The organism is Hwanghaeella sp., assembly GCF_965227365.1.
GTDB lineage: Bacteria > Pseudomonadota > Alphaproteobacteria > UBA8366 > Aestuariispiraceae > Hwanghaeella.
The window spans coordinates 2545001-2567261 of sequence record NZ_OZ245754.1 but is presented as its reverse complement, the minus strand read 5'-3'; the positions used below and the strand labels follow the sequence as shown (position 1 = coordinate 2567261).

Genomic DNA, 22261 nt, shown 5'->3' with positions numbered 1-22261 from the left:
CCCCGGGCCGTTGTCTCGTTCTGTTATGTCAGGCGACGTCCTCCGCTTGCCATTCCCTGCCGGGGATGGCGGCCAGAAGCGCCTTCGTATAGTCGTGCTGCGGGTCGCCGAAGAGTTCCGCGGTCGGCCCGATCTCCACCACCTTTCCGTATTGCATCACCGCGACACGGTCACAGACCTGAGCTGCAACGCGCAGATCATGGGTAATGAAGACCATGGAAAGGTTCATCTGTTTTCGGATCTTGTCCAGCAGTTCCAGAATTTGCGCCTGGATCGAAACATCCAGCGCCGAGACCGGCTCGTCCGCGATCAGGATATCCGGCTCCAGGGCAAGCGCCCGGGCGATGCCGATGCGTTGCCGCTGACCGCCTGAGAATTCGTGCGGAAAACGGTCGAAGGCGCTGGCCTCGAGACCGACGATGGAGATCAGCTCCTTCGCGCGGGCATAGGCTTCGTCCTTCGCGACGCCCTGCAAAATCGGCCCCTGGGCAATGATCTGGCCGACGCGTATCCGCGGGTTGAGCGAGGCGAAGGGGTCCTGGAAGACCATCTGCATGCGCCGGCGCAACGGCCGCATATGGTTCCGGTCCAGCTTGGTGATTTCCTGATCGCCGATATAGATCTCGCCCTCGTCGACATCGATCAGGCGGATCAGACAGCGGGCCATGGTGGATTTACCCGACCCGCTTTCCCCGACGATGCCCAGGGTCTCCCCGCGATGGACCTCGATGCCGACATCGTTGACCGCATGGACGACGCGGGACTTCTTGCCGAAGAAGCTGAAACGGCTGGACCCGCCGAAGGTCTTGCGCAACGCATGGGCGGACAACACGCTCTCCTTCGACCTTTCACGCGCGGGACGGGGTTTCAGTTTGGGAATCGCGGCGATCAATCCCTGGGTATAGGGATGTTTCGGTGCGTTCAGCACCTCGTCCACCGTCCCCATTTCCACCAGCTTGCCGTATTGCATGACGGCGACACGGTCGGCGATATCCGCAACAACGCCGAAGTCGTGGGTGATGAACAGCACGCCGGTATGGTGTTGATGCTGCAGATCCTTGATCAGCTTCAGGATCTGCGCCTGGGTCGTCACGTCCAGCGCGGTGGTCGGTTCGTCCGCGATCAGGATCTTCGGCTCAAGCGCGAGAGCCATGGCGATCATCGCACGCTGACGCTGGCCGCCGGAAAGCTCATGCGGATAGGCGCGCATGATATGGGCCGGGTCCGGCAGATTGACGTCGGTGAGAAGCTGCAGCGAGCGCGCCGACCGTTCTTTGGCGGGCATGCTGACATGGAAACGGAAGATCTCGTCGATCTGGTCGCCGATCCGCATCACCGGGTTCAGGGCGGTCATCGGTTCCTGGAAGATCATCGAGATCTCGTTGCCTCGAATGTCCCGCAACCGTTCCGGCGTCACCTTGGTGACATCCTCGCCGAGGAAGTTGATCTGCCCGTCGCCGACGCGCACCTTCGGTCCCGGCAGCAGCCCCATCACCGCCCGGGCGGTCAGGGATTTCCCCGATCCGCTTTCCCCGACGATGCAGAGCGTTTCGCCGGGGCTGAGATCGACCGATATGTCCTCCACCGCATAGCGGCGGTCCGCGCCTTCGGGCAGCAGGATTGAGAGGTTCCGGATGTCGAGTAGTTTCTGGCTCGCGGTATCGCTCATTGGCGTTCCCTCAGGCGCGGGTTCAAGGCGTCGTTCAGGCCTTCGCCGACAAGATTGATGGCAAGGACGGTGATCAGAATCGCGACCCCGGGGAAGGTGCAGACCCACCAGGCCGACCGCAGCATCGTGCGCCCGGCGCCGATCTGGAAGCCCCAACTCATGATGTTCGGATCGCCGAGCCCAAGGAAAGCGAGGCCGCTTTCGATCAGGATCGCGGTCGCGACCATCAGCGAGCCGACAACGATGATCGGGCTGACGCAATTGGGCAGGATTTCCCGCAGCATGATCTGGATGTCGCCCATGCCGAGCGTATGGCAGGCCTGAACGAATTCCCGGTTTTTCAGCGCCAGGAATTCACCTCTGACAAGCCGCGCGACCCCGGGCCAGGACACCACCGTGATGGCGATGACGATGCTTTCGATCGACGGTTTCATGATCGCGACCAGCAGGATGGCGAAGACGAAGGACGGGATCGTCTGAAACATCTCGGTCACGCGCATCAAGGCGTCGTCGATCTTGCCGCCGTAATAGCCCGACAACGCCCCGAAAATGACGCCGATGAAGACCGCGGCAACCGTTGCGACAAGGCCGATCAGGATCGAGGTCTTGGCCCCATGGGCGATACCGGATGCAACGTCACGGCCCAGCGAGTCGCTGCCCAGCAGGAAACCGTTGGTGCCGGGGGGCGACAGCGGCTTGCCCGCCAGGCGGAACGGGTCGTCGGGATAGAAGAGGCTGGCGAAAACAGCCATCAACAGGACGAGCATCAGGATGATCATGCCGAGCACGGCCTGACGATTGCGGGAGAAGCGTTTCCAGAAGCTCATCACGCCACCTCGATACGCGGGTCGAGGAAGCTGTAGATGACATCCACGATCAGGTTCACGACCACGACCAGCACGGACGAGATCAGGAAAATTCCCAGCAACAGATTGAGGTCGCGGGCGAAAAGGGATTCGAACGCCAACATGCCGAGGCCGGGCCAGGCGAAGACCGATTCAACGATGACCGATCCACCGATCAGCGCGCCGACCTGGACACCGGCCATGGTGACGACGGGCAGCAGGGCATTGCGCAGGACATGCACGAAGGTGATGCGCCTTTCGGTCAGGCCCTTGGCCTTCGCGGTCACCACATAGTCCTGACCATATTGCTCCAGCATCGAAGCCCGCATCATGCGCGTGTAAAGCGCCAGATAGAACAGGGACAGGGTTATCGTCGGCAGGACCAGATGATGGGCGATGTCGACCACGCGGTCCCAACCTTCATAGAAGGCGGCGATGTTTTCCATGCCGCTGGTCGGGAACCAGCCCAGATTGATCGAAAAGACGACGATCATCATCAAGCCGACCCAGAACAGCGGGGTCGCATAGGTGATCAAGGCAAAGATCGAAATCGCCGTGTCCTTCCAGGTGTTCAGGTTGATCGCCGCCAGCAGGCCCAACAGGATGCCGAAGCCAACCGCCATGACGATCGTGCAGGTCATCAGCAGCAAGGTCGGCCAGAAACGGTCCAGGATCAGTTCGGCGACCGGCATGTCATGTCGGAATGAGTAACCGAGGTCGAGAAACGCGACATTCTTCAAATAGACCAGCAATTGTACCGGCAAGGGTTTGTCCAAGCCGAACTTGGCCCGCAATTCCGCCATGTATTCCGGCGTCGCGGAACCGGCTTCCCCGGCAAGCACGTCGACCGCGTCGCCTTCCGCCATGTTCAAAAGGAAAAAATTCAAGACGATGATTGCGATGATGATCGGGATGCCTTGCAGCAGTCGCCGAAGCACATAACGCAGAATTTTCGTGGATCGGTTCATCGGTGGAATACAGCCCCGTTCAGGCGAAATTTATCATTATTGGAAACGTCAGGGAAAATTGGGCACGGATACGGGGAGCGCCACGCGATCACGCGGCGCCCCCCGAACCGAAACGCGTTCTACTCGAGCCAACCTTCGGCGAAGGAGCCGTACGGACCCATGGCGGAACCGTAAACACCCTTCAGCTTGGTGTTGTAGACAGTCAGGAACTGCATCTCGAACAGGTTCACGACCGGCATGTCTGCCGCCAGGATCTCCTGAATTTCCTTATAGGTCGCCGCACGCTTTGCCGCGTCCGGTTCTTTCGCACCGGAATCCAGCAGCGCGTCCAGCGTCGGGTTGCTGTAGCGCGAGGAGTTCACGAAATGCGTGCCCTGACGGATCTGATCCGTGCCGTAGTGGCGGTGAACGCCCAGCACGGGGTCGGGCAGCTGGTAGAAGTAGTTCAGGTTCATGACGAAGTCGTAGTTGTGATAAACACGCTTCAACCATGTCGGAACGTCTTCGTAGCGCAGTTCGATCGCGATACCGATATCGCCCAGGGCCTGTTTCAGGTACTCCCCGGCACGGCGCCAGTCTTCGCCATAGGGAATGACGTCCAGGATCGCCTTCATGCGAACGCCGTCGCCATCCGGCTTGTAGCCGGCATCATCCAGGATCTTTTTCGCGGCTTCTACGTCACCTTTCGCCGGGTAATTCGGCATTGGCTGATACAGGCCGGTTGCGGCGAAGCTGCTGGACAGCGCGCTTGTGGCCGGCTTTCCGTAACCGAAGAAGATCGTATCGATCATGAACTGACGGTCGATGGCGTTGGAAATCGCACGGCGGACGGCCGGGTCGGTGAACGGGCCTTCCTTGGTGTTGAATTCCAGCAGGGCCATCGGGTTGATCATCGAATAACCGTCGGTCGTGACGTCGATGTCATCACGGTCACGAAGGCGCACGGCGTCGATGTTCGGAATACCGTTATAGCCGGTATACAGGACTTCGCCGTTTTCCATGGCCGCGGTCCGGGTCGAGGCGTCCGGGACGAACCGGGCAACCACACGGTCCACATGCGGCAGACCTTCTTTCCAGTAGGCTTCGTTCTTGTCGAGCCGGATATACTGGCCCTTTTTCCATTCGGTGAATTTGAATGGGCCGGTGCCTACCGGGTTGTTGGCCAGATCGGCGCTCTTGATATCAGTGCCTTCCAGAAGGTGCTTCGGCACGATGGGCGATTCATACCCTGACAGCGCGCGCAGCATGTAGGGCGCCGGGTTCTTCAGGTTGAACACCGCGGTTACGTCATCCGGCGTGTCGATGCTCTCAACTTCACGGAACGAGTTCGGGCCGCGCGGATGAACCTTGGACAGGACTTCCATGACGGTGAATTTGACATCTGCCGAGGTGAAGGGCGTGCCGTCGTGCCAGGTTACTCCTTCCTGCAGCGTGAAGGTGACGGTCTTGCCGTCGGCACTGACGTCGACGCTCTTCGCCAGGACCGGCACCATCTTGCCTTCGTTGTCGTAGTCGAAGAGACCTTCGTAGATTTTCGGTGCGACAAGTCCGATCGGTCCGGAAGTCGAAACATAGGAAGCCAGGGTGGGCGGTTCAGGTTGAGCCAAATAGACCAACGTTCCGCCGTCTGTTTGTGCAAGTGCGGTAACGCTGCTTGCAACGATTGAGGATGCCAGAATGGCACCCTGGATGAACCTTTTCATAACGACACTACCCCTTGTGTTACAGCGAAGCGGAAAGCGTCAGAGAATTATCTAGGGGTGTCAATTAGTTTCGGAAAAAACGCAATTATTAGAAAACGCTAAAATAAAAATGTTACACTTTAGAATCCTTCCATTACTTGGTTTCCTAGTCTTAAATACTTACGATAGTACTTGATTTCGATGACTAGAAATATTCGCAAAAATCAAAACACAAAAAAGGGAATTAAAGATTATGATGCGGTGCACAAATTTCTGAAGCCCGAAACGATGCTATCGAACCGGAAATGTCATTGGAGAAATCCATCGTTGGGTGCGACGTCCCGTAGCAGATATTGGACAGGTAAAAACACCTTCCGCGAATGACAGTGCGCTGCGGCTGACGCATGCTGTCGTGGCAAAACGCGGGGGGAGGGTCCGCCCGCCACCACTTGACGGAGGAAAAATGAGCGAAGGAAAAATCTCCGCTCTGCCGGTACCTGAAACGGAAGCGTTGGATGAAGACCTGCGGAAGTATTTCAGGATTTGCGAAGAGAAACTTGGCCTCGTGCCCAACGTTTTGCGAGTCTATGCGTTCAAACCGAACCGCCTGCGCCGTTTCATTGATAGCTATAACGAGATCATGCTCGGCGACGATAGCCCGTTGACCAAGCTGGAACGGGAAATGATCGCGGTGACGGTCTCGGCTTGCAATCGATGTTTCTATTGCCTCGTAGCGCATGGACAGCAGGTACGGGCTTTATCGGGCGACCCGATACTTGGCGAACATATCGCACTGAATTACCGGACGGCGCCGCTTGAACCGCGACAGCGTGCGATGCTCGATTATGCGTGGAAGCTGACGGAAAAGCCGGCGGAGGTCGGAGAGGCGGACCGAACGGCTTTGCGGGAAGCCGGATTTGACGACTCGGCGATTTGGGACATCACGGAAACGGCATCCTTCTTCAACTACACCAACCGGATGGCGCATGGGGTGGATATGATGCCGAACGCGGACTATCACGGAATGGACCGCTAGGGCGGGATACCGATAAGCGGCTTTTTTTCGGGAATGCCCGGCGAGCCGCGAATAGGGGGATTTCATGACGACGTATGTGGACGGATGGGGCAACGACTGGACCGCTGCCTCCGGCGAGGCGGCGGCCGGGCTGCAGGAGACTATTCTCAATTATCTGGGCATGAGCGTTGAAACCGGCGATCGCCTGAAAGACACGTTCGGCCACGACCCTGCGATGCCGATGGCGCATGTTCTGAAAGGCTATTTCGGTAAGTTCTTCGCCACCGAGAAGATGGAGGCCATGGCGGTCGGCGCCTTGGCGGATGTGCGTCGCATAGCGTCCGAAGGATCCGTGACGCCGCAGGAAAATCTGCATATCGATGCCCTGGCGGCCTGGATCCGCGGCGATATGGAAGGGGCGATCGCTTTGTGGGAACGCATCCTGCTCGACCATCCCCTGGACGTCATGGCGGCCAAGCTCGTGCAATATTGCCAATTCTATCTCGGCGACGGGCCGGCGATGCGGAACAGCCTGGCGCGTGTGATGTACGCCTGGAACGAAGAGGTGCCGGGATACGGCTTCATCCTCGGATCCTATGCGTTCGCGTTGGAGGAATCAGGCGTCTACGATCGCGCAGAGGCGGCCGGGCGGCGCGCGGTGGAAATCAATCCCGCCGATATCTGGGCTGCGCATGCCACGGCTCATGTGCTTGAGATGCAATGCCGCTCGGCAGAGGGCGAGAGCTTCATGGCAGCGTTGGAGCCGCATTGGGGCAAGATCCACAACTTCAAACACCACGCCCAATGGCATAGGGCGCTCTTCATGCTCGACATGGGCCGGTATCAGGACTGCCTTGCCCAATATGACGCAAAGGTCTGGACAGAGGTTGCCGGTGATTACCTGGACATATCGAACGGCGTTGCGCTGCTCTGGCGTTTGCAGGAAGAGGGCATCGATGTGGGCGATCGCTGGCGCTTGCTGGCGGATCTCTCCGCCGAGCGGACGGAGGAGCACAAGCTGGCCTTCGCCGATGCCCATTTTCTGGCGGCATTGTTGAATGCGGGAGAGCGCGAACAGGCGGAGGAAATGCGGGCCTCAATGGAACGCTACACCCACAAGAAAGAAACGCAGGCACGGGTCACCAAGCAGGTCGGCCTGGCAATTGCCGACGCCTTCCTGGCAATCGATGCCGGCAAGCCCGGCGATGCGGTCGACAAACTGTATCCCGTCCGGGACAGGGTCCGTCTGCTCGGCGGCAGTCATGCCCAGCGGGATTTCTTCGACCGGCTTTTGGTCCGGGCGGCTTTGTCCGCCGGGCGTCATGCCGAGGCGCGTCATGTCCTGTCCGAACGGCTTGAAAACCGCCCGAATGCGCGTTGGAACTGGTCGCGGTTGGCCAATCTGGAGGCCTCGGAAAGCAATGCCGCGGCCGCCGCGCAGGCGCAGGCCCGGGCCGATGCCTTGATGGCGGCCTGATCGGCACGATATCTGGGGCATCGGGCGAAGGTTATAGGAAGAGGAATAATGATGCGGGCGATCGGCCGCTTTTTCATTTGGCTATTGGCCGGTATCGGCTTTGTGACGACCGTTTCCGTTATTGCCGGCATCGTCGTTCTGGTGACGCAAGCGCCGCGTCAGGCGGTTGTGCCCGAACGCACGGTCCTCTGGCTCGATCTCAACCAGCCGATCGTCGAGAAACCGGTTCAGACGCTCTTCGGAAAAACGGTCGGCGTCACCATGATTGATATGGTCGCCGCCCTGGACAGGGCCCGCATGGATGACCGCATTCAGGGCGTGGTCGCCGTCATGGGCGGGGTGCCGATCAGCATGGCCCAAGCGCAGGAGCTCGCCGATTCCATCCGGGCTTTTCGCGCCTCCGGCAAGTTCACCTTGGCCTATGCGGAAGATCTCGGGTCGGTTTGGAACGGCACTGTCGACTACCTGCTGGCCGGTGCTTTCGAGGAATTGTGGCTCCAACCCTCCGGCGGTGTCGGACTGGCCGGTCTGGCTTTGGAGACGCCTTTCTTCCGGGGCGCCTTTGAAAAGGTCGGCGTGTCACCGCAATTCGAGCAACGTCATGAATACAAGGGCGGGATCGATCCTTTCGTCGAAACCGGCATGACGCCGGCGATCCGCGAATCCTTCCGCACGATGCTTTCGAGTTGGACGGATCAGCTCCGCAACGCTTACCGGCAGGATGGGCGGCTTGGTCCGGGCAGCACCATCGAGGCGATGTTCGATGGCGGGCCGTATCTGGCCGAGGAAGCCCTGGCGCGCGGCCTGGTCGACAGGCTGGCCTATTGGGACGAGGTGGAAACCTTCCTCGATGAGAAGGTCGGGCAGGACGCGGAGTCCCTGTCGCCGGCGCAGTACAACATGGCGGCCGCCGTAGAGCGGGAACTGCCGGTTGAGGCGCCGCGGATCGCCCTCGTCTATGGTGAGGGCGCGATTCTTCCAGACCAGCCGGCGGAGAACACCTTGTTCGGCGCCCGTGGTTTCGCCCCCTATGATGTCGCCGATGCCCTGGCAGACGCGTTGGAGGACGACAGTATCGATGCGGTGGTTTTCCGGGTCGACAGTCCCGGTGGGGCCTATGGCCCGTCCGACGCCGTCTGGCGGGAGGTTGCTCGCCTGCGCGCCGCCGGCAAGCCGGTCGTCGCCGTCATGGGCTCCGTCGCTGCGAGCGGCGGCTATTTCGTCTCCATGCAGGCGGACAAGGTGCTGGCCCAGCCCGGCACGATCACCGGTTCCATCGGTGTCTATTCCGGGAAATTCGCGACCACGGGCCTTTGGGAGAAATTGGGCATCCGGTGGGAGCGCGTTCGCGTCGGCCAAAACGCCGCGATCTGGAGCGGAATTTCGGAATTCTCCGAAAGCGAGCGGGAACGGTTTCGGGCCGGCGTCGATTTCGTCTACGACGATTTCACGGGCAAGGTGGCTGCCGCCAGAAACCTGTCGCCCACGGCACTCGATGCCGCCGCGCGCGGCCGGATCTGGACCGGTCAGGATGCTTTGAGGGTGGGGTTGATCGACGGGTTCGGCGGATTGCTGGAAGGGGTCGCCCAGGCGAAGGAACTGGCCGGGTTTGACCGCGCGGTCGAAGCTGAAATCGTGGTCCTGCCGCAGGAACCGACGCCGTTTGAGCGGTTGGAGAAAATGCTCGAAGGCGGCGACCCGTTCGCTCAGGTTTCCACGCTGTTCTCCGTGCCGGATTTGATCGGCGTGCTCGGATTTCGCGGCCTGAATGCCTACGGCCTGCCGCCCATGCCGATAAACGGGGTCTCGGCGCATATGCCTGTCTTCAGGCTCTCAAGATAGATTGGCGGGGAAGGGGGGAAAGATGACGGTGGAGGATTTTATCCGATCGATCGACGGGACGGCACCGCCGCCCGGGCTTTCCCTGCCTCTGCAGGCCCTATGGTGGGATCGGAAGGGAGATTGGGAAAAAGCCCATTCCTGCGCCCAGGACGAACCCGATTCGAATGGTTCCTGGGTGCATGCCTACCTTCACCGTGTGGAAGGCGATCTCGGTAACGCGGGATACTGGTATAGCCGCGCCGGCCGGACCGCGCATTCCGGTGCCTTGCAACAAGAATGGGATGAAATTGTTAGCCATTTACTGGCGCTGGGCTGAGTAAGGGCCCAATATCCTCCTTGTACGAAGGATCTGAACTGATGAGGGGGTAGGCATGGCCGAGCTTGTTGAAATTCCGGCGCGCGGCGGGAAGGCAGCGCGATTGAAGAAGGGCCAAGCCCTGAAAATGATCAACACGCACGGTCATCAGGTCATCGATACCTGGGCTTTCAACGCCGAGGACCTTGGTGAGTTCATGTCGATGGAGCATTTGCGCGCAATGCTCTGCACCATTTTCCCGAAACAGGGCGACTATTTATATACGAACCAGCGCCGTCCGATCTTGTTGCTGGAAGAAGATACCTCGCCCGGAATCCACGATACGCTGATGGCGGCCTGCGACGTCCACCGCTACCAACTGCTTGGCTGCACCGACTATCACGAGAATTGCACCGACAACCTGTCGGCCTGCATGAAGGAATTGGGATTGTCGGTCCCGGAAACGCCGTCCCCGCTGAACATGTGGATGAACATCCCGGTCGCGGATGGCGGCGCGACCAGTTGGGAACCGCCGGTGTCCAAACCCGGCGATCATGTCCTGTTGCGGGCCGAGATGGATTGCATCGTCGCGATGTCCGCCTGCCCGCAGGATATTATTCCCGTCAATGCCGGAAACCCGGTTGAAGCGCATTTCGAAATTTTGGACTGAGTAACGCAAGAGTAGGGTCCGTCGGCGCAAACAGTCAGCGTCGTCGAATGGGTGGAGTGATATTGACCTTTACGTAAACGTAAACTATCCCTTGTTGCATCGCTGCGGCCCGTTTACAGCGGTGCGAAAATGGCGAAACGTTTTGGACGGGGCCGGGTTCCAGCGCATAGTGAACATGACGCGGATGGCCACGGCTCAAGCCGATGAGCGGCCCGAAAAGAGGACCGGCCGGGTTTAACCGCCCTACGCGGCCCGATCCTGACGCAACGGTCGTCGACCGGCGGAAACAGGGTTTGGTCGCCAGGGGACCGAATAGCAGGGAGACGATGATGCCTACATTACTGTTGACCGGCGCGAGCCGAGGAATCGGCCGTGAATTGCTCAACCAGTACAAACAGGATGGATGGTCGGTGATTGCCGCCTGCCGGGATCCTGGCGCCGTCGGCGATATCGGTGCGGATCAGGTGCTTCCGTTGGAAGTGACGTCCGAAGTCAGCATCAAGGCTTTGAAAAAGACGCTCGGCGATACCCCGGTCGACGTACTTTGGAACAATGCCGGCGTCTATCTCGACAAGGGGATGAACCTCTCCGAAACCGCCGCAGACCTTTGGTCGGAAAGCTTTGCGGTAAACACCATCGCGCCGCTGCGCATCGCCCATGCCTTTGCCGCTAATGTTGCCGGGTCTGGGAAGAAGACGATGGCTTTCACGTCCAGCCGGATGGGATCGATCGGCGACCTCGGCGGGGCCTCGAGCGCCTATGCTTATCGGTCGTCCAAGACCGCCTTGAACATGGCGGCGGCCATTCTGGCGAATGATTTGCGCGACCGCGGTGTGAAGACCGTCGTGCTGCATCCGGGCTGGGTCCGGACGGATATGGGCGGCCCGTCAGCCGATATCGATACGGCGACAAGCGCCGGCGGCATGAAAAAGGTCGTCGATAACCTGACCGACGCGCAGTCGGGTGGGTTCTTCAATTACGACGGCAAGACCTGGCCCTGGTGACGGGGTTGGACGAAATCGGTGTGAAGCGGAATTGACCCTGGTATAGGGCGATTTGGGAGAAGCCGGATGTTGCTTACCGAAGAACAGCAGATGATCACGGACATGGCGCGCGATTTCGCGGCCAACGAGTTGCAGCCGAATTCCCCGACCTGGGACAAGGAGCACAAGTTTCCGGCCGAGGCTTTGGCCAAGATGGGCGAACTTGGCCTTATGGGCATGCTTGCTCCCGCCGAGTATGACGGCGCCGGAACCGATTATGTGTCCTACGCCGCCGCGCTGGAACAGATCGCTTGGGGCGACGGGGCATGCTCGACGATCATGAGTGTCCACAACTCCGTCGGCTATATGCCGATCCTGCGCTACGGCACGGAGGAACAGAAGCAGCGCTTTGTGCCGCCGATGGCGCGCGGCGAAAGCATCGGAGCCTTCTGTTTGACCGAACCGCATGCCGGGTCGGATGCTTCGGCAATCCGCACACGGGCGAAGAAGAGCGGTAACAAATGGGTTCTGAACGGGGCCAAGCAGTTCATCACATCCGGCAGCAACGCCAAGGTCGCGATCGTCTTCGCGGTCACCGATCCCGATGCGGGCAAGAAGGGGATCTCCGCCTTCATCGCGCCGACCGATACGCCCGGTTACACGGTTGCGAGTGTCGAGAATAAGTTGGGGCAGAATGCGTCCGATACCTGTCAGATCATCTTCGAGGACATGGAACTGACGCCCGATCTGATGCTGGGTGAGGAAGGGCAGGGCTATAAGATCGCGCTGTCGAACCTGGAGGGCGGCCGGATCGGTATCGGGTCGCAGGCGGTCGGCATGGCCCAGGCCGCGCTCGATCACGCAATTGCCTATGCCAAGGACAGGATCAGCATGGGCAAGCCGATCATCGAACATCAGGCGGTCGGATTCCGGTTGGCCGAGGCGGCGACGAAGCTGGCCGCGGCGCGGCAGATGGTCCTGCACGCAGCTGCCCTGCGCGATGCCGGAAAGCCCTGTCTGACGGAAGCGTCCATGGCCAAGTTGCTGGCTTCCGATACGGCTGAGCAGGTCGTCTCCGACGCGCTGCAGACCCTGGGTGGCGTCGGTTACCTGAACGACTATCCGGTTGAACAGATCTATCGGGATGTGCGGGTGACGCGTATCTATGAAGGGACAAGCGACATTCAGAAACTGGTGATCGCGCGGTCCCTCGCGGCTTAGAAATCGCCAACGGTTCGTTGGATCGGCAATCGGATTGGAAGTGGAGTAATCATGGGAACGGATGTGGACGGTTCGCCGATTGACGGGCTGATTGCGGGTTTCAAAGGGTTTCGCGCGATCAACTACGAAAAGCAGGCGGGCAAACTGTTCGCGAAATTGGCGCATGAAGGGCAAAGCCCCAAGGTTCTGTTGATCGCCTGTTCGGATTCACGTGTCGATCCGGCGATCCTGTTCTCGGCGTCTCCGGGCGAGCTTTTCGTTGTCAGGGTGGTTGCCGCGCTGGTCCCGCCCTACAAGCCCAATTCCGATTTCCACGGGGTCAGCGCCGCTTTGGAATTTGCGATCCGCGATCTTGAGGTGGAGCATGTGGTCGTTCTCGGACACGCCTATTGCGGTGGAATCCGCGCGCTCAAGACCATGGAAAACGGCAAGGTTCAGGACCGGGAGTTCATCGGGCCATGGGTTTCCATGGCTGATCAGGCGGTTGGCAATATCCCGCTGACCGACCCGCCGTGCCGGCACGAACAGGCCGCCGTGCGTTATTCCGTTCAGAACCTTCTGACCTTCCCCTGGCTGAAGGAGAAGGTGGATAAAGGCCAGATCGAACTGCACGCATGGTGGTTTGATCTGGACGAAGGTCATTTGCTTACGGATGCGCCGGATTCGGAGGATTTCGTAAGATTGGTTTAACGCCGTTCTGCGGCACTTGGGAGGAAAGATGAGTAAGCAGCCGATTGAGTTCTATTTCGATTTCTCCAGCCCCTTCGCCTATATCGGGTCGGAACTGATCGAAGCGGCGGCGGAACGCCAGGGCGTCGAAATTCTGTGGCGGCCGTTTCTGATCGGTGCCGCGTTCAAGGCGGTAGGATCCAAACCGCTGCTTCATGCGCCGCTGAAGGGTGACTATTCCAAGCGGGACATGGAACGTACCGCCCGCAAGCATGGCATTCCCTTCATCCTTCCCGATGTGATGAGCTTGAAGACGGTTCCCGCGTCGCGCGCCGTCTATTGGGCGGAAGGGAACGCGCCTGACAAACTGCCGGCCCTGGTGCATGCGGTGTTCCGTCATGCCTTTGCCGAGGACAAGGACTATTCCGACCCTGAGACCGTTGCGGATCTGGCGGCGAGTGTCGGTATCGACCGCGCTGCGGTTCTGACCGGCATGCAGGATCAGGCCATCAAGGATCGCCTGCGCGAGGAAGTTGAGCGCGGCTTGGAACGCGGCGTGTTCGGAACGCCTATGTTTTTCTATGGCGACGAGCCGTTCTGGGGCGTTGATCACATGGCCGATTTGGAACGCTGGATTGAAACCGGCGGCTGGTGAGGAAGCATCGTGGCAGTCCTTAAGACAAATGTGAATCTGCGCGGCGACGAAGCCAAGGCGAATGCCGCGGCGATGACGGAGTTGATCGCCGATCTCGAGCGCAAGGTTGCGACAGTCAAGCTGGGGGGCGGTGAACGCGCTCGGGAACGACATGTCGGGCGCGGCAAATTGCTGCCACGGGACCGCGTCCGCACCTTGCTGGATCCCGGTGCGCCGTTCCTGGAATTCTCCCAATTGGCCGCCTACGACATGTATGACGATGACGTTCCCGGCGGCGGTGTCATCACCGGGATAGGCCGGGTGTCCGGGCAGGAATGCCTGATCGTCGTGAACGACGCGACGGTCAAGGGCGGCACTTATTACCCCATTACGGTAAAAAAGCATGTCCGGGCACTGGAAATCGCCGAGCAGAATCATCTGCCCTGCATCTATCTGGTTGATTCCGGAGGGGCCAATCTGCCGAACCAGGACGAGGTCTTTCCCGACCGCGATCATTTCGGGCGTATCTTCTACAGCCAGGCGAACATGTCGGCGAAGGGCATTCCCCAAATCGCAGCGGTGATGGGGTCCTGCACGGCGGGTGGGGCCTATGTTCCGGCCATGTCCGACGAAAGCATCATCGTCCGAAACCAGGGAACGATCTTTCTGGGAGGGCCGCCGCTGGTGAAGGCGGCGACGGGCGAAGTCGTCTCGGCGGAGGACCTGGGCGGGGCGGATACCCATTCGCGGATCTCCGGCGTCACCGATCATTATGCCGAAAACGATCATCATGCCCTTGCCATCGTTCGTCAGATCCTTGCCAACCTGAACCGCGCCAAGCCATCTCAACTGAAACTCAAGGCGCCTGTCGCGCCGATTTATGACCCGGCTGAGATCTATGGCGTTGTGCCGGCGGACACGCGCAAACCCTTTGACGTTCGCGAGGTGATCGCGCGGGTCGTCGACGGATCCGAATTCGACGAGTTCAAGCATCTGTATGGAACCACGCTTGTCTGCGGCTTTGCCCATATCTGGGGCTATCCGGTGGGTATCGTCGCGAATAACGGGATCCTGTTCTCGGAATCCGCGTTGAAGGGCGCGCATTTTGTCGAGCTTTGCTCGCAGCGTAAGATCCCGCTGGTCTTCCTCCAGAACATCACCGGGTTCATGGTCGGCCGGAAATACGAAGCCGGCGGCATCGCAAAGGATGGGGCCAAATTGGTGACCGCCGTCGCGACGACCCAAGTACCGAAGTTCACGGTGATCATCGGCGGATCGTTCGGGGCAGGGAACTACGGAATGTGCGGTCGGGCCTACTCGCCCCGGATGCTGTATATGTGGCCCAATGCCAGAATATCGGTAATGGGCGGAGAGCAGGCCGCGAACGTGCTCGCCACGGTTCGTGAGGACGGTATGGCCCGTTCGGGCGAAACCTGGACCGAAGAAGAGCGCGAAGCCTTCATGGATCCGGTGCGCCGACAATACGAGCATCAGGGGCATCCGTATTACGCTTCTGCGCGGGTCTGGGATGACGGCGTGATCGATCCGAAAGAAACGCGGAGCGTCCTGGGGCTTTCCCTTTCGGCGGCGCTCAACGCGCCGATACCGGATCCGCGGTTCAGCCTTTTCCGCATGTGACGTCGCAGGCCCAAGTGGCCGCCAAATTTGGAACAGCGAAAATCATGAGTGAGCAATCGAGAAAATACCGGGTGAGGAAGGCGGACTATGCCGACGGGGCCGTCACGGAAATCGTGCTGACCAACCCGGACAAGCACAACTGCTTCGACGACGAATTGATCGAGGGACTTACCGGCGCCTTCATGCTGGTCGGTGACGATCCCGAAACCCGTGCCGTCGTGTTGCGCGCTGAAGGAAAGAGTTTTTCCGCGGGCGCCGACCTCAACTGGATGAAGCGGATGGCGGAGAATGACGAAGCCGCCAATATCAAGGATGCCGAAGCGCTGGCCGGTATGATTCACACCATCAACACCTGCCCGAAACCGGTGATCGGTCTGGTTCAGGGCGCGGCTTTCGGCGGCGGGGTCGGCTTGGCCGCGGCCTGCGATATCGTCATTGCCGCGGAACGGGCTTCCTTCTCGTTGTCCGAGGTAAAACTGGGCCTGATCCCGGCGGCGATCTCGCCCTATGTGGTTTCTGCGATCGGGCAACGGGCCGCAAGGCGCTATTTCCTGACGGCGGAACGTTTCGGTGCCGACGAGGCATGCCGTCTGGGCCTGGTTCATGAGGTCGTGGCGGATGATGCCGCGCTGTCGGCCCGCGGGCAGGAACTGGCTGAGACGATCTGCGCCAATGGGCCAAACTCGGTCGCCGAGTCAAAGGATCTGATCTTTGCCGTGGACCGTCCCTGGAACTGGGATGTGCACAAGGATACGGCCCGCCGCATCGCGCGGGTTCGGGCTTCTGCAGAGGGACGGGAAGGCGTTTCCGCCTTTCTGGAGAAACGTCCGGCCGCCTGGCTGAAATCCGGTGCGTCGAAAGGATAGGGATATGTTCGACAAGATCCTGATCGCGAACCGGGGCGAAATCGCCTGCCGTGTAATCCGAACGGCCAGAAAGTTGGGGGTTCGCACCGTCGCTGTTTATTCCGATGCCGATGCCGCCGCCCAGCATGTGTTGATGGCGGACGAGGCGGTCCATATCGGTCCGCCCGCCGCGCGCGATTCCTATCTGGTGACGGACAAGATTCTGGAGGCCTGTCGGCGTACCGGCGCCCAGGCGGTGCATCCGGGCTATGGTTTCCTGTCCGAGAATGCCGGCTTCGCCCGTGCGCTTGAGCAGGCCGGGATCGCATTCATCGGTCCGCCGGCTTCCGCGATCGACGCGATGGGCTCCAAGTCCGGGGCGAAGTCGATCATGGAAAAGGCCAATGTGCCGCTGGTTCCCGGTTATCACGGTGATGAGCAGGATGCCGGTTTCCTGGCAAAGGAAGCCGACCGGATCGGCTATCCCGTCCTGATCAAGGCTTCCGCCGGTGGCGGGGGAAAGGGCATGCGTCTGGTCGAGGATCCGGCGACGTTCGCCGATGCGCTGGCTTCCTGCCGGCGCGAGGCGGCGGCCTCCTTCGGCGATGACAAGGTGCTGGTGGAACGTTTCGTGACCCGGCCGCGCCATATCGAAATTCAGGTCTTCGCGGATTCCCAAGGCAATGCCGTGCATCTCTTCGAACGCGACTGCTCCCTGCAGCGCCGTCATCAGAAGGTGATCGAAGAAAGCCCGGCCCCCTTCATGTCGGCAGATCTGCGCGCGAAGATGGGCGCGGCGGCGACCGAAGCCGCCAAGGCGATCGGCTATGTGGGTGCCGGGACCGTGGAGTTCATCGTCGAGTCGCGGGAGGACGGGACCCCCGGCGAGTTCTTCTTCATGGAGATGAACACGCGCTTGCAGGTCGAGCATCCGGTGACAGAGATGGTGACCGGCCAGGATCTTGTCGAATGGCAATTGTCCGTCGCCGCCGGCGGCGCATTGCCCTTGCAGCAGGATCAGATCCGAATTGACGGCCATGCATTCGAGGCGCGCCTCTATGCGGAAGATCCGGCCAACGACTTCCTGCCGTCGACCGGTCGGCTGGCACGTTTCAGGACGCCGGAGACGGGCGAGCATGTCCGCATCGACTCCGGGGTCGTGGAAGGCGATACGGTATCCGTCCACTATGATCCGATGATCGCCAAGGTCATTGCCTGGGACAGGGACCGCGGAGCCGCTCTACAGCGCCTGCGCCGCGCGCTGGAAGAAACCGAGGTCGCAGGCCTGACGAGCAACCGTGATTTCCTGATCGCCCTCTGCGGGGATGAGGGGTTCGCGGCGGGCCAGGTGGATACCGGGCTGATCGGTCGGAATCGGGACGACCTCATTCCCGGCGAAGAGGGGCCGGATGCGACGGTGATTGCGCTTGCCGCATTGAACGAATTGAAGGCGCGCGAGGCGGAAACCGCGCGCCGTGCCGCCGCGGGCAGCGATCCTTACTCGCCCTGGTCGGTTCTGCATGGCTGGCGCCTCAACGATATCAGTCATGTGGACCTTGTATTCCGGCAAGGTGACCGGGACTATCCGACCGTCTGCAAATATGTGCCGGGGGGCGGTTATGAAATTTCATCGCCGGCAGGGACGGTGTCTGGAGACGCGGAACTGGATGCCGAGGGACGCCTTCATGCGATCATCGACGGGACGCGGCAGACAGTCACGGTGGCTGGCGTCGGACAGGAACGTGTCGTCATCCTGCCACGGCGGACGCACCGCATTCAGTTGCACGATCCAATGTTGGGCGCCGGGGATACCGATGGCGGCAGCGGGAAGCTGACGGCTCCGATGCCGGGCAAGGTCACCGCCGTCTTCGTGAAGAAGGGCGACAAGGTCGAGGCCGGCAAGGCGCTGATGATCCTGGAGGCCATGAAGATGGAGCACACCATCGCGGCCCCGGTCGACGGTACCCTGGCGGAAGTCCATTTCCAGGAAGGCGACCAGGTCGACGAAGGTGTCGCGCTGGTGGCGTTCGAAGAGTAGATATCGGCCAGCATATTCATTGGCTGGGGTAGGAGAGGTCACATGGCTCTGCCGGATTTCGTCAAGATCGTTGAAGTCGGCCCGCGGGACGGCCTGCAAAACGAGAAGGCCGCTGTCAGCACCGATCAGAAGGTGGAACTGATCGACCGGTTATCCGAGACCGGTTTGAAAGTGATCGAATCCGGGGCCTTCGTATCGCCCAAATGGGTGCGCCAGATGGCCGATTCCGCCGACGTCATGGCCCGGATCAAACGCAAGCCGGGTATTTCCTATCCCGTCCTTGCGCCGAACCTGAAGGGTTTGGAGGGCGCGATCGCGGCCAAGGCGCAAGAGGTGGCGATCTTCGGTGCCGCCTCGGAAAGTTTCTCCAGAAAGAATATCAACAAGTCGATTGCCGAAAGCCTCGACGCCTTCAGGCCGGTGGCCGATCAGGCGCTTGCCGCGGGGCTCAGGGTGCGCGGCTATATCTCCTGCGTTCTCGGCTGTCCCTATGAGGGGAGGATCGACCCCAAGGTTGTGGCGGATGTCGCGCGCGAATTGAAGGCGATGGGCTGTTATGAGATCTCCCTGGGCGACACGATCGGAACCGGCACGCCGGAAGAGGCCCGCCGGATGATTGAGGCGGTGACTGCGCATGTGCCGATCGAGGAGATCGGTGTTCATTTCCACGACACCTACGGACAGGCGCTGGCCAATCTCTACGCCTGTCTCGAAATGGGCGTGGCGGTCGCGGATTCCTCCGTCGCCGGGCTTGGCGGCTGTCCCTATGCGAAGGGGGCAACGGGCAATGTCGCCACCGAGGATGTGCTCTACATGCTGCAGGGATGCGGTATCGAGACGGGCGTGGACTTGAAAAAGGTCATGGCGGCCGGACGGTTCATCTCCGACGTCATCGGCCGCCCGCCGGTCTCCCGCGTCCACCGGGCCTTGATGGCCAAGGAAGCGGCCTAGGATCCGTCCGCCCTCGGCATCGGCCCCAGAACCGCCATAATCCGGCCCCATTCCTGCCCTTTTTCCGTGTGACGGTCGGTTTGCGCGGGGAAAGGGCGCGTATTCAGGCGAAATCTCCCCACGCGTGACCGGCGGCCTCGCGACCGCGCACCACTCTGGGAGATTGCAGACCATGACTTCGACACGCTTGCCCCGATGCCGAGCCCGACACCTGGCGCCGCTCGTATTCATCGCCGCCATGACAGGACTCGCCGCCTGCGAGACCGCACCGACGCCGTCTGGGTCCAATCAGACTTCCGCCGGGGTCGTGCCGGGCGCGGCCAAGAACTTCGTCAATACGCCGTCGGTGGCGAAATTGGCCGCGGCGCCTCAACCCGCGCCGCCGGTGATCGGCCGGCATCCGGAATTCGAACGGAGCGAAATCCAATTTGTCGACGATGATCCGTTCTCCACCTTCTCTCTGGAGGTGGACACCGCCGCGTATAGCGTTGTGCGTCGCTACCTGCGCGGCAGCACCATGCCGCCCGCCGACGCGGTGCGGATCGAGGAGATGCTGAACTATTTCGACTATTCCTATCCGGTGCCGGAGCAAGCCGAAGGCGGGCTGCGGCCCAGCCTGTCGGTCTTCCCGTCGCCTTGGAAGAAGGACTGGGCGATGTTGCGGATCGGCGTAAAAGCCTGGACCCCACCGCCGGCGGCGCGCAAGCCGCTCAACCTTGTCTTGCTGCTGGATGTATCCGGTTCCATGAAGGGGCCGGACCGCCTCGACTTGCTCAAGCGCAGCCTGCCCATCCTGTTTGACGGTCTTGGGCCGGATGATCGGGTCGCCCTGGTTACCTATGCGAACGAGGTGGATATCCGGCAGAAACCGACCACGGATCACGCCAAGCTGTTGCGTAAGGTCGCGTCGCTGCGTGCCGATGGCGGGACAGCCGGGGCGGCCGCGCTGCAGACCGCGTATGGCTTGGCGGAGGAGTACCTCAGCGAAGATCGCGAAAACCGGGTGTTGCTGATGACCGACGGCGACTTCAATGTCGGCATCACCGATCCACGGAGTTTCCGAAATTTTGTGGCGGAGAAACGTAGGACAGGAATTGGCCTGTCGGTCCTCGGCCTCGGGGCAGGGAATTTTAACGACGCCCTGGTCCAAATCTTGGTCCAGGCCGGAAACGGCACGGCCGCCTATATCGACGACGGGGCGGAAGCGCGGCGGCTCTTCCAGGAAGGCGGTGCCGGTCTGCTCCACACGGTGGCCGCGGATGTAAAAGTACAGGTTGAATTCAATCCGGATCGCATCGCGGCCTATCGCCTTATCGGGTACGAGACCCGGGCGCTCGAGACACAGGACTTTCTGGACGAACAGAAGGATGCAGGCGAAATCGGCGCGGGACACGCGGTGACGGCGCTCTATGAGGTGCTGCCGGTTGAAGCCGCGGCCAAATACCTGCCGCAGCCTCGCTATCCGGGGAATGGACCCGCGCCGACGGCCGATAGCGCCCTGCGGCAGGAATGGGCGCTGGTGAAGCTGGCCTTCAAGAGCAAATTGAACGGGGAACAGACGGTCGTCACCGCGATTGCGACGCCCGACATGTTGCATCCGGCCGTGGATCTCTCGCCCGACGATTCCCTGGCGGCGGCCGTGGCTGCCTTTGGCGGCAAACTGCGGCGGGAAGGGGATCTGGCCAATTTCTCCTATGATGAAATTCTGCGTCTCGTGCAGACGGCGCGGGGCGAGGATCCGGATGGGGCGCGGGCCGAACTGATGCAACTCGTGAAGGCGGCGGCCGCGTTGGACGGGTAGGGAATGCAGGTGCCGGGTGGGAATCGACGATCACCCGCCCGGCGCATTTTCTGAATCCAGGGCCGCCGCCGGCGAGATTTTTCGACGACGCGCCCTGAACTTTTCCCGGGGGCTTGCCGCACCCCCGTGCATGGTCCAGATAGCCTGTATGCCGCTTCATATCCGAAAACTCTGCGTCGGCGCCGATACGGTGGAAGACCTCAAGGAATGGCAGGACGGTCGTCTCGCTCAACTGGGATCGATCGGCCATGTCACGCGCATGTGGCCAAAGCGCCAGGACGAGGTTCTCGAGGGCGGCTCTCTCTACTGGATCATCAAGGGCGTCATGCGGGTCCGGCAGCGGATCATCGGTTTTGAGGAATGGCCGGCCGACGATCCCGAGGACAAACCGAAATGCCGCTTGGTTCTCGACCCGGAACTGGTGCTGACGGAACCATGGCCGCACCGGCCATTTCAGGGCTGGCGCTATCTCAAGCCGGAGGAAGCGCCGCCTGATCTCGGCGCCAGAGATGACGGCGAGGGCATGCCGGCCGAACTTGCCGCCGAGCTGCGCGCCATCGGCGCCTGGTAACAGATCGCAATCGATCATTCTTTTTTGGGGGACGGAAGATGCAGGACGCACCGAGTTTACAGGAAATCGAGTCGGCTCTGGAGCAGGTGAGCGGGCGGGTCATCGAAACGCCGGTGGTGGCGCTGGCCTCCGACAAACTGACGGATTATCTGCCCGACGGCGCTCGGGTGACGGCAAAGCTGGAACTGTTTCAGCAGGCGGGATCCTTCAAGGCTCGCGGCGCGCTTATCAACGTGGATGCGCTGACACCGGAGCAGAAGCAAGCGGGTGTTACGGCGGTCAGCGCCGGAAACCACGCCCTGGCAACCGCCTGGGCAGCCAGGCGCGGCGGTGTGAACGCCAAGGTCGTCATGATGGATTACGCCGATCCCGTCAGGATCGAGGGGTGCCGCGCGATGGGGGCGGAGGTCGTCCTGGTGCCGGATGTGCACAAGGCATTCGCGGAGG

The 22261-nt window shown here is 61.0% G+C and carries 20 protein-coding genes (1 of these 20 only partly in view); 16 read left to right on the top strand and 4 right to left on the bottom strand.

The window, feature by feature from the left end; genetic code table 11:
* Nucleotides 1-28 precede the first annotated feature (28 nt).
* The 4 genes from ACQK2G_RS11690 to ACQK2G_RS11675 all read right to left on the bottom strand — a co-directional run bounded on the left by ACQK2G_RS11690 (nt 29) and on the right by ACQK2G_RS11675 (nt 5185).
* Complete coding sequence (locus ACQK2G_RS11690) at nt 29-1669, bottom strand: ABC transporter ATP-binding protein (RefSeq protein WP_425405204.1); 1641 nt, start codon at nt 1667-1669, stop codon at nt 29-31.
* The gene (locus ACQK2G_RS11685; protein WP_425405203.1) at nt 1666-2496 is read right to left on the bottom strand and encodes an ABC transporter permease; all 831 of its coding nucleotides are present in this window, start codon (nt 2494-2496) and stop codon (nt 1666-1668) included. Before ACQK2G_RS11685 ends, ACQK2G_RS11690 begins: the two co-directional genes overlap by 4 nt.
* A complete protein-coding gene (locus ACQK2G_RS11680) occupies nt 2496-3482 on the bottom strand; it encodes an ABC transporter permease (protein ID WP_425405202.1) in 987 nt (328 codons plus the stop codon). Before ACQK2G_RS11680 ends, ACQK2G_RS11685 begins: the two co-directional genes overlap by 1 nt.
* Before the next feature lie 119 nt (nt 3483-3601).
* A complete protein-coding gene (locus ACQK2G_RS11675) occupies nt 3602-5185 on the bottom strand; it encodes an ABC transporter substrate-binding protein (protein ID WP_425405201.1) in 1584 nt (527 codons plus the stop codon).
* 442 nt (nt 5186-5627) lie between these two features.
* Here ACQK2G_RS11675 and ACQK2G_RS11670 point away from each other — a divergent pair, with 442 nt between their 5' ends.
* The 16 genes from ACQK2G_RS11670 to ACQK2G_RS11595 all read left to right on the top strand — a co-directional run.
* Nucleotides 5628-6200 carry a peroxidase-related enzyme gene (locus tag ACQK2G_RS11670; RefSeq protein WP_425405200.1) on the top strand — a complete coding sequence of 191 codons (573 nt, stop codon included), beginning with the start codon at nt 5628-5630 and terminating at the stop codon, nt 6198-6200.
* Nucleotides 6201-6264: 64 nt separating this feature from the next.
* Entirely contained in the window at nt 6265-7656 is a 1392-nt protein-coding gene (locus ACQK2G_RS11665) for a tetratricopeptide repeat protein (RefSeq protein WP_425405199.1), read from the top strand.
* Nucleotides 7657-7704: 48 nt separating this feature from the next.
* On the top strand, nt 7705-9498 hold the full coding sequence (gene sppA, locus ACQK2G_RS11660) for a signal peptide peptidase SppA (RefSeq protein WP_425405198.1): 1794 nt from the start codon (nt 7705-7707) through the stop codon (nt 9496-9498).
* A 22-nt stretch (nt 9499-9520) separates the two neighbouring features.
* A complete protein-coding gene (locus ACQK2G_RS11655; RefSeq protein ID WP_425405197.1) occupies nt 9521-9814 on the top strand; it encodes a hypothetical protein in 294 nt (97 codons plus the stop codon).
* Between the two features lie 55 nt (nt 9815-9869).
* Nucleotides 9870-10463: a DUF1989 domain-containing protein gene (locus ACQK2G_RS11650; protein WP_425405196.1), complete on the top strand. Its 594-nt coding sequence runs from the start codon at nt 9870-9872 to the stop codon at nt 10461-10463.
* A 329-nt stretch (nt 10464-10792) separates the two neighbouring features.
* The gene (locus tag ACQK2G_RS11645; RefSeq protein WP_425405195.1) at nt 10793-11467 is read left to right on the top strand and encodes an SDR family oxidoreductase; all 675 of its coding nucleotides are present in this window, start codon (nt 10793-10795) and stop codon (nt 11465-11467) included.
* Nucleotides 11468-11533: 66 nt separating this feature from the next.
* Complete coding sequence (locus ACQK2G_RS11640; RefSeq protein WP_425405194.1) at nt 11534-12667, top strand: acyl-CoA dehydrogenase family protein; 1134 nt, start codon at nt 11534-11536, stop codon at nt 12665-12667.
* 51 nt (nt 12668-12718) lie between these two features.
* Entirely contained in the window at nt 12719-13357 is a 639-nt protein-coding gene (locus tag ACQK2G_RS11635; RefSeq protein WP_425405193.1) for a carbonic anhydrase, read from the top strand.
* 28 nt (nt 13358-13385) lie between these two features.
* Complete coding sequence (locus ACQK2G_RS11630; protein WP_425405192.1) at nt 13386-13991, top strand: 2-hydroxychromene-2-carboxylate isomerase; 606 nt, start codon at nt 13386-13388, stop codon at nt 13989-13991.
* A 9-nt stretch (nt 13992-14000) separates the two neighbouring features.
* Complete coding sequence (locus tag ACQK2G_RS11625; RefSeq protein ID WP_425405191.1) at nt 14001-15608, top strand: carboxyl transferase domain-containing protein; 1608 nt, start codon at nt 14001-14003, stop codon at nt 15606-15608.
* Between the two features lie 44 nt (nt 15609-15652).
* Nucleotides 15653-16474 (top strand): enoyl-CoA hydratase/isomerase family protein, encoded by an 822-nt coding sequence (locus ACQK2G_RS11620; RefSeq protein WP_425405190.1) that lies wholly within the window; start codon nt 15653-15655, stop codon nt 16472-16474.
* A gap of 4 nt (nt 16475-16478) precedes the next feature.
* Nucleotides 16479-18491: an acetyl/propionyl/methylcrotonyl-CoA carboxylase subunit alpha gene (locus ACQK2G_RS11615; RefSeq protein WP_425405189.1), complete on the top strand. Its 2013-nt coding sequence runs from the start codon at nt 16479-16481 to the stop codon at nt 18489-18491.
* 42 nt (nt 18492-18533) lie between these two features.
* Nucleotides 18534-19442: a hydroxymethylglutaryl-CoA lyase gene (locus ACQK2G_RS11610; protein ID WP_425405188.1), complete on the top strand. Its 909-nt coding sequence runs from the start codon at nt 18534-18536 to the stop codon at nt 19440-19442.
* A gap of 172 nt (nt 19443-19614) precedes the next feature.
* Nucleotides 19615-21243, top strand: a complete 1629-nt coding sequence (locus ACQK2G_RS11605) for a vWA domain-containing protein (RefSeq protein ID WP_425405187.1) — start codon at nt 19615-19617, stop codon at nt 21241-21243.
* A gap of 148 nt (nt 21244-21391) precedes the next feature.
* Entirely contained in the window at nt 21392-21814 is a 423-nt protein-coding gene (locus tag ACQK2G_RS11600) for a DUF1489 family protein (protein WP_425405186.1), read from the top strand.
* Between the two features lie 38 nt (nt 21815-21852).
* Nucleotides 21853-22261, top strand: the 5' end (the start) of a protein-coding gene (locus tag ACQK2G_RS11595; RefSeq protein WP_425405185.1) for a threonine ammonia-lyase. 584 nt of this gene lie beyond the right edge of the window; the window shows 409 of its 993 coding nt (coding positions 1-409); the start codon lies at nt 21853-21855; the stop codon falls past the right edge of the window.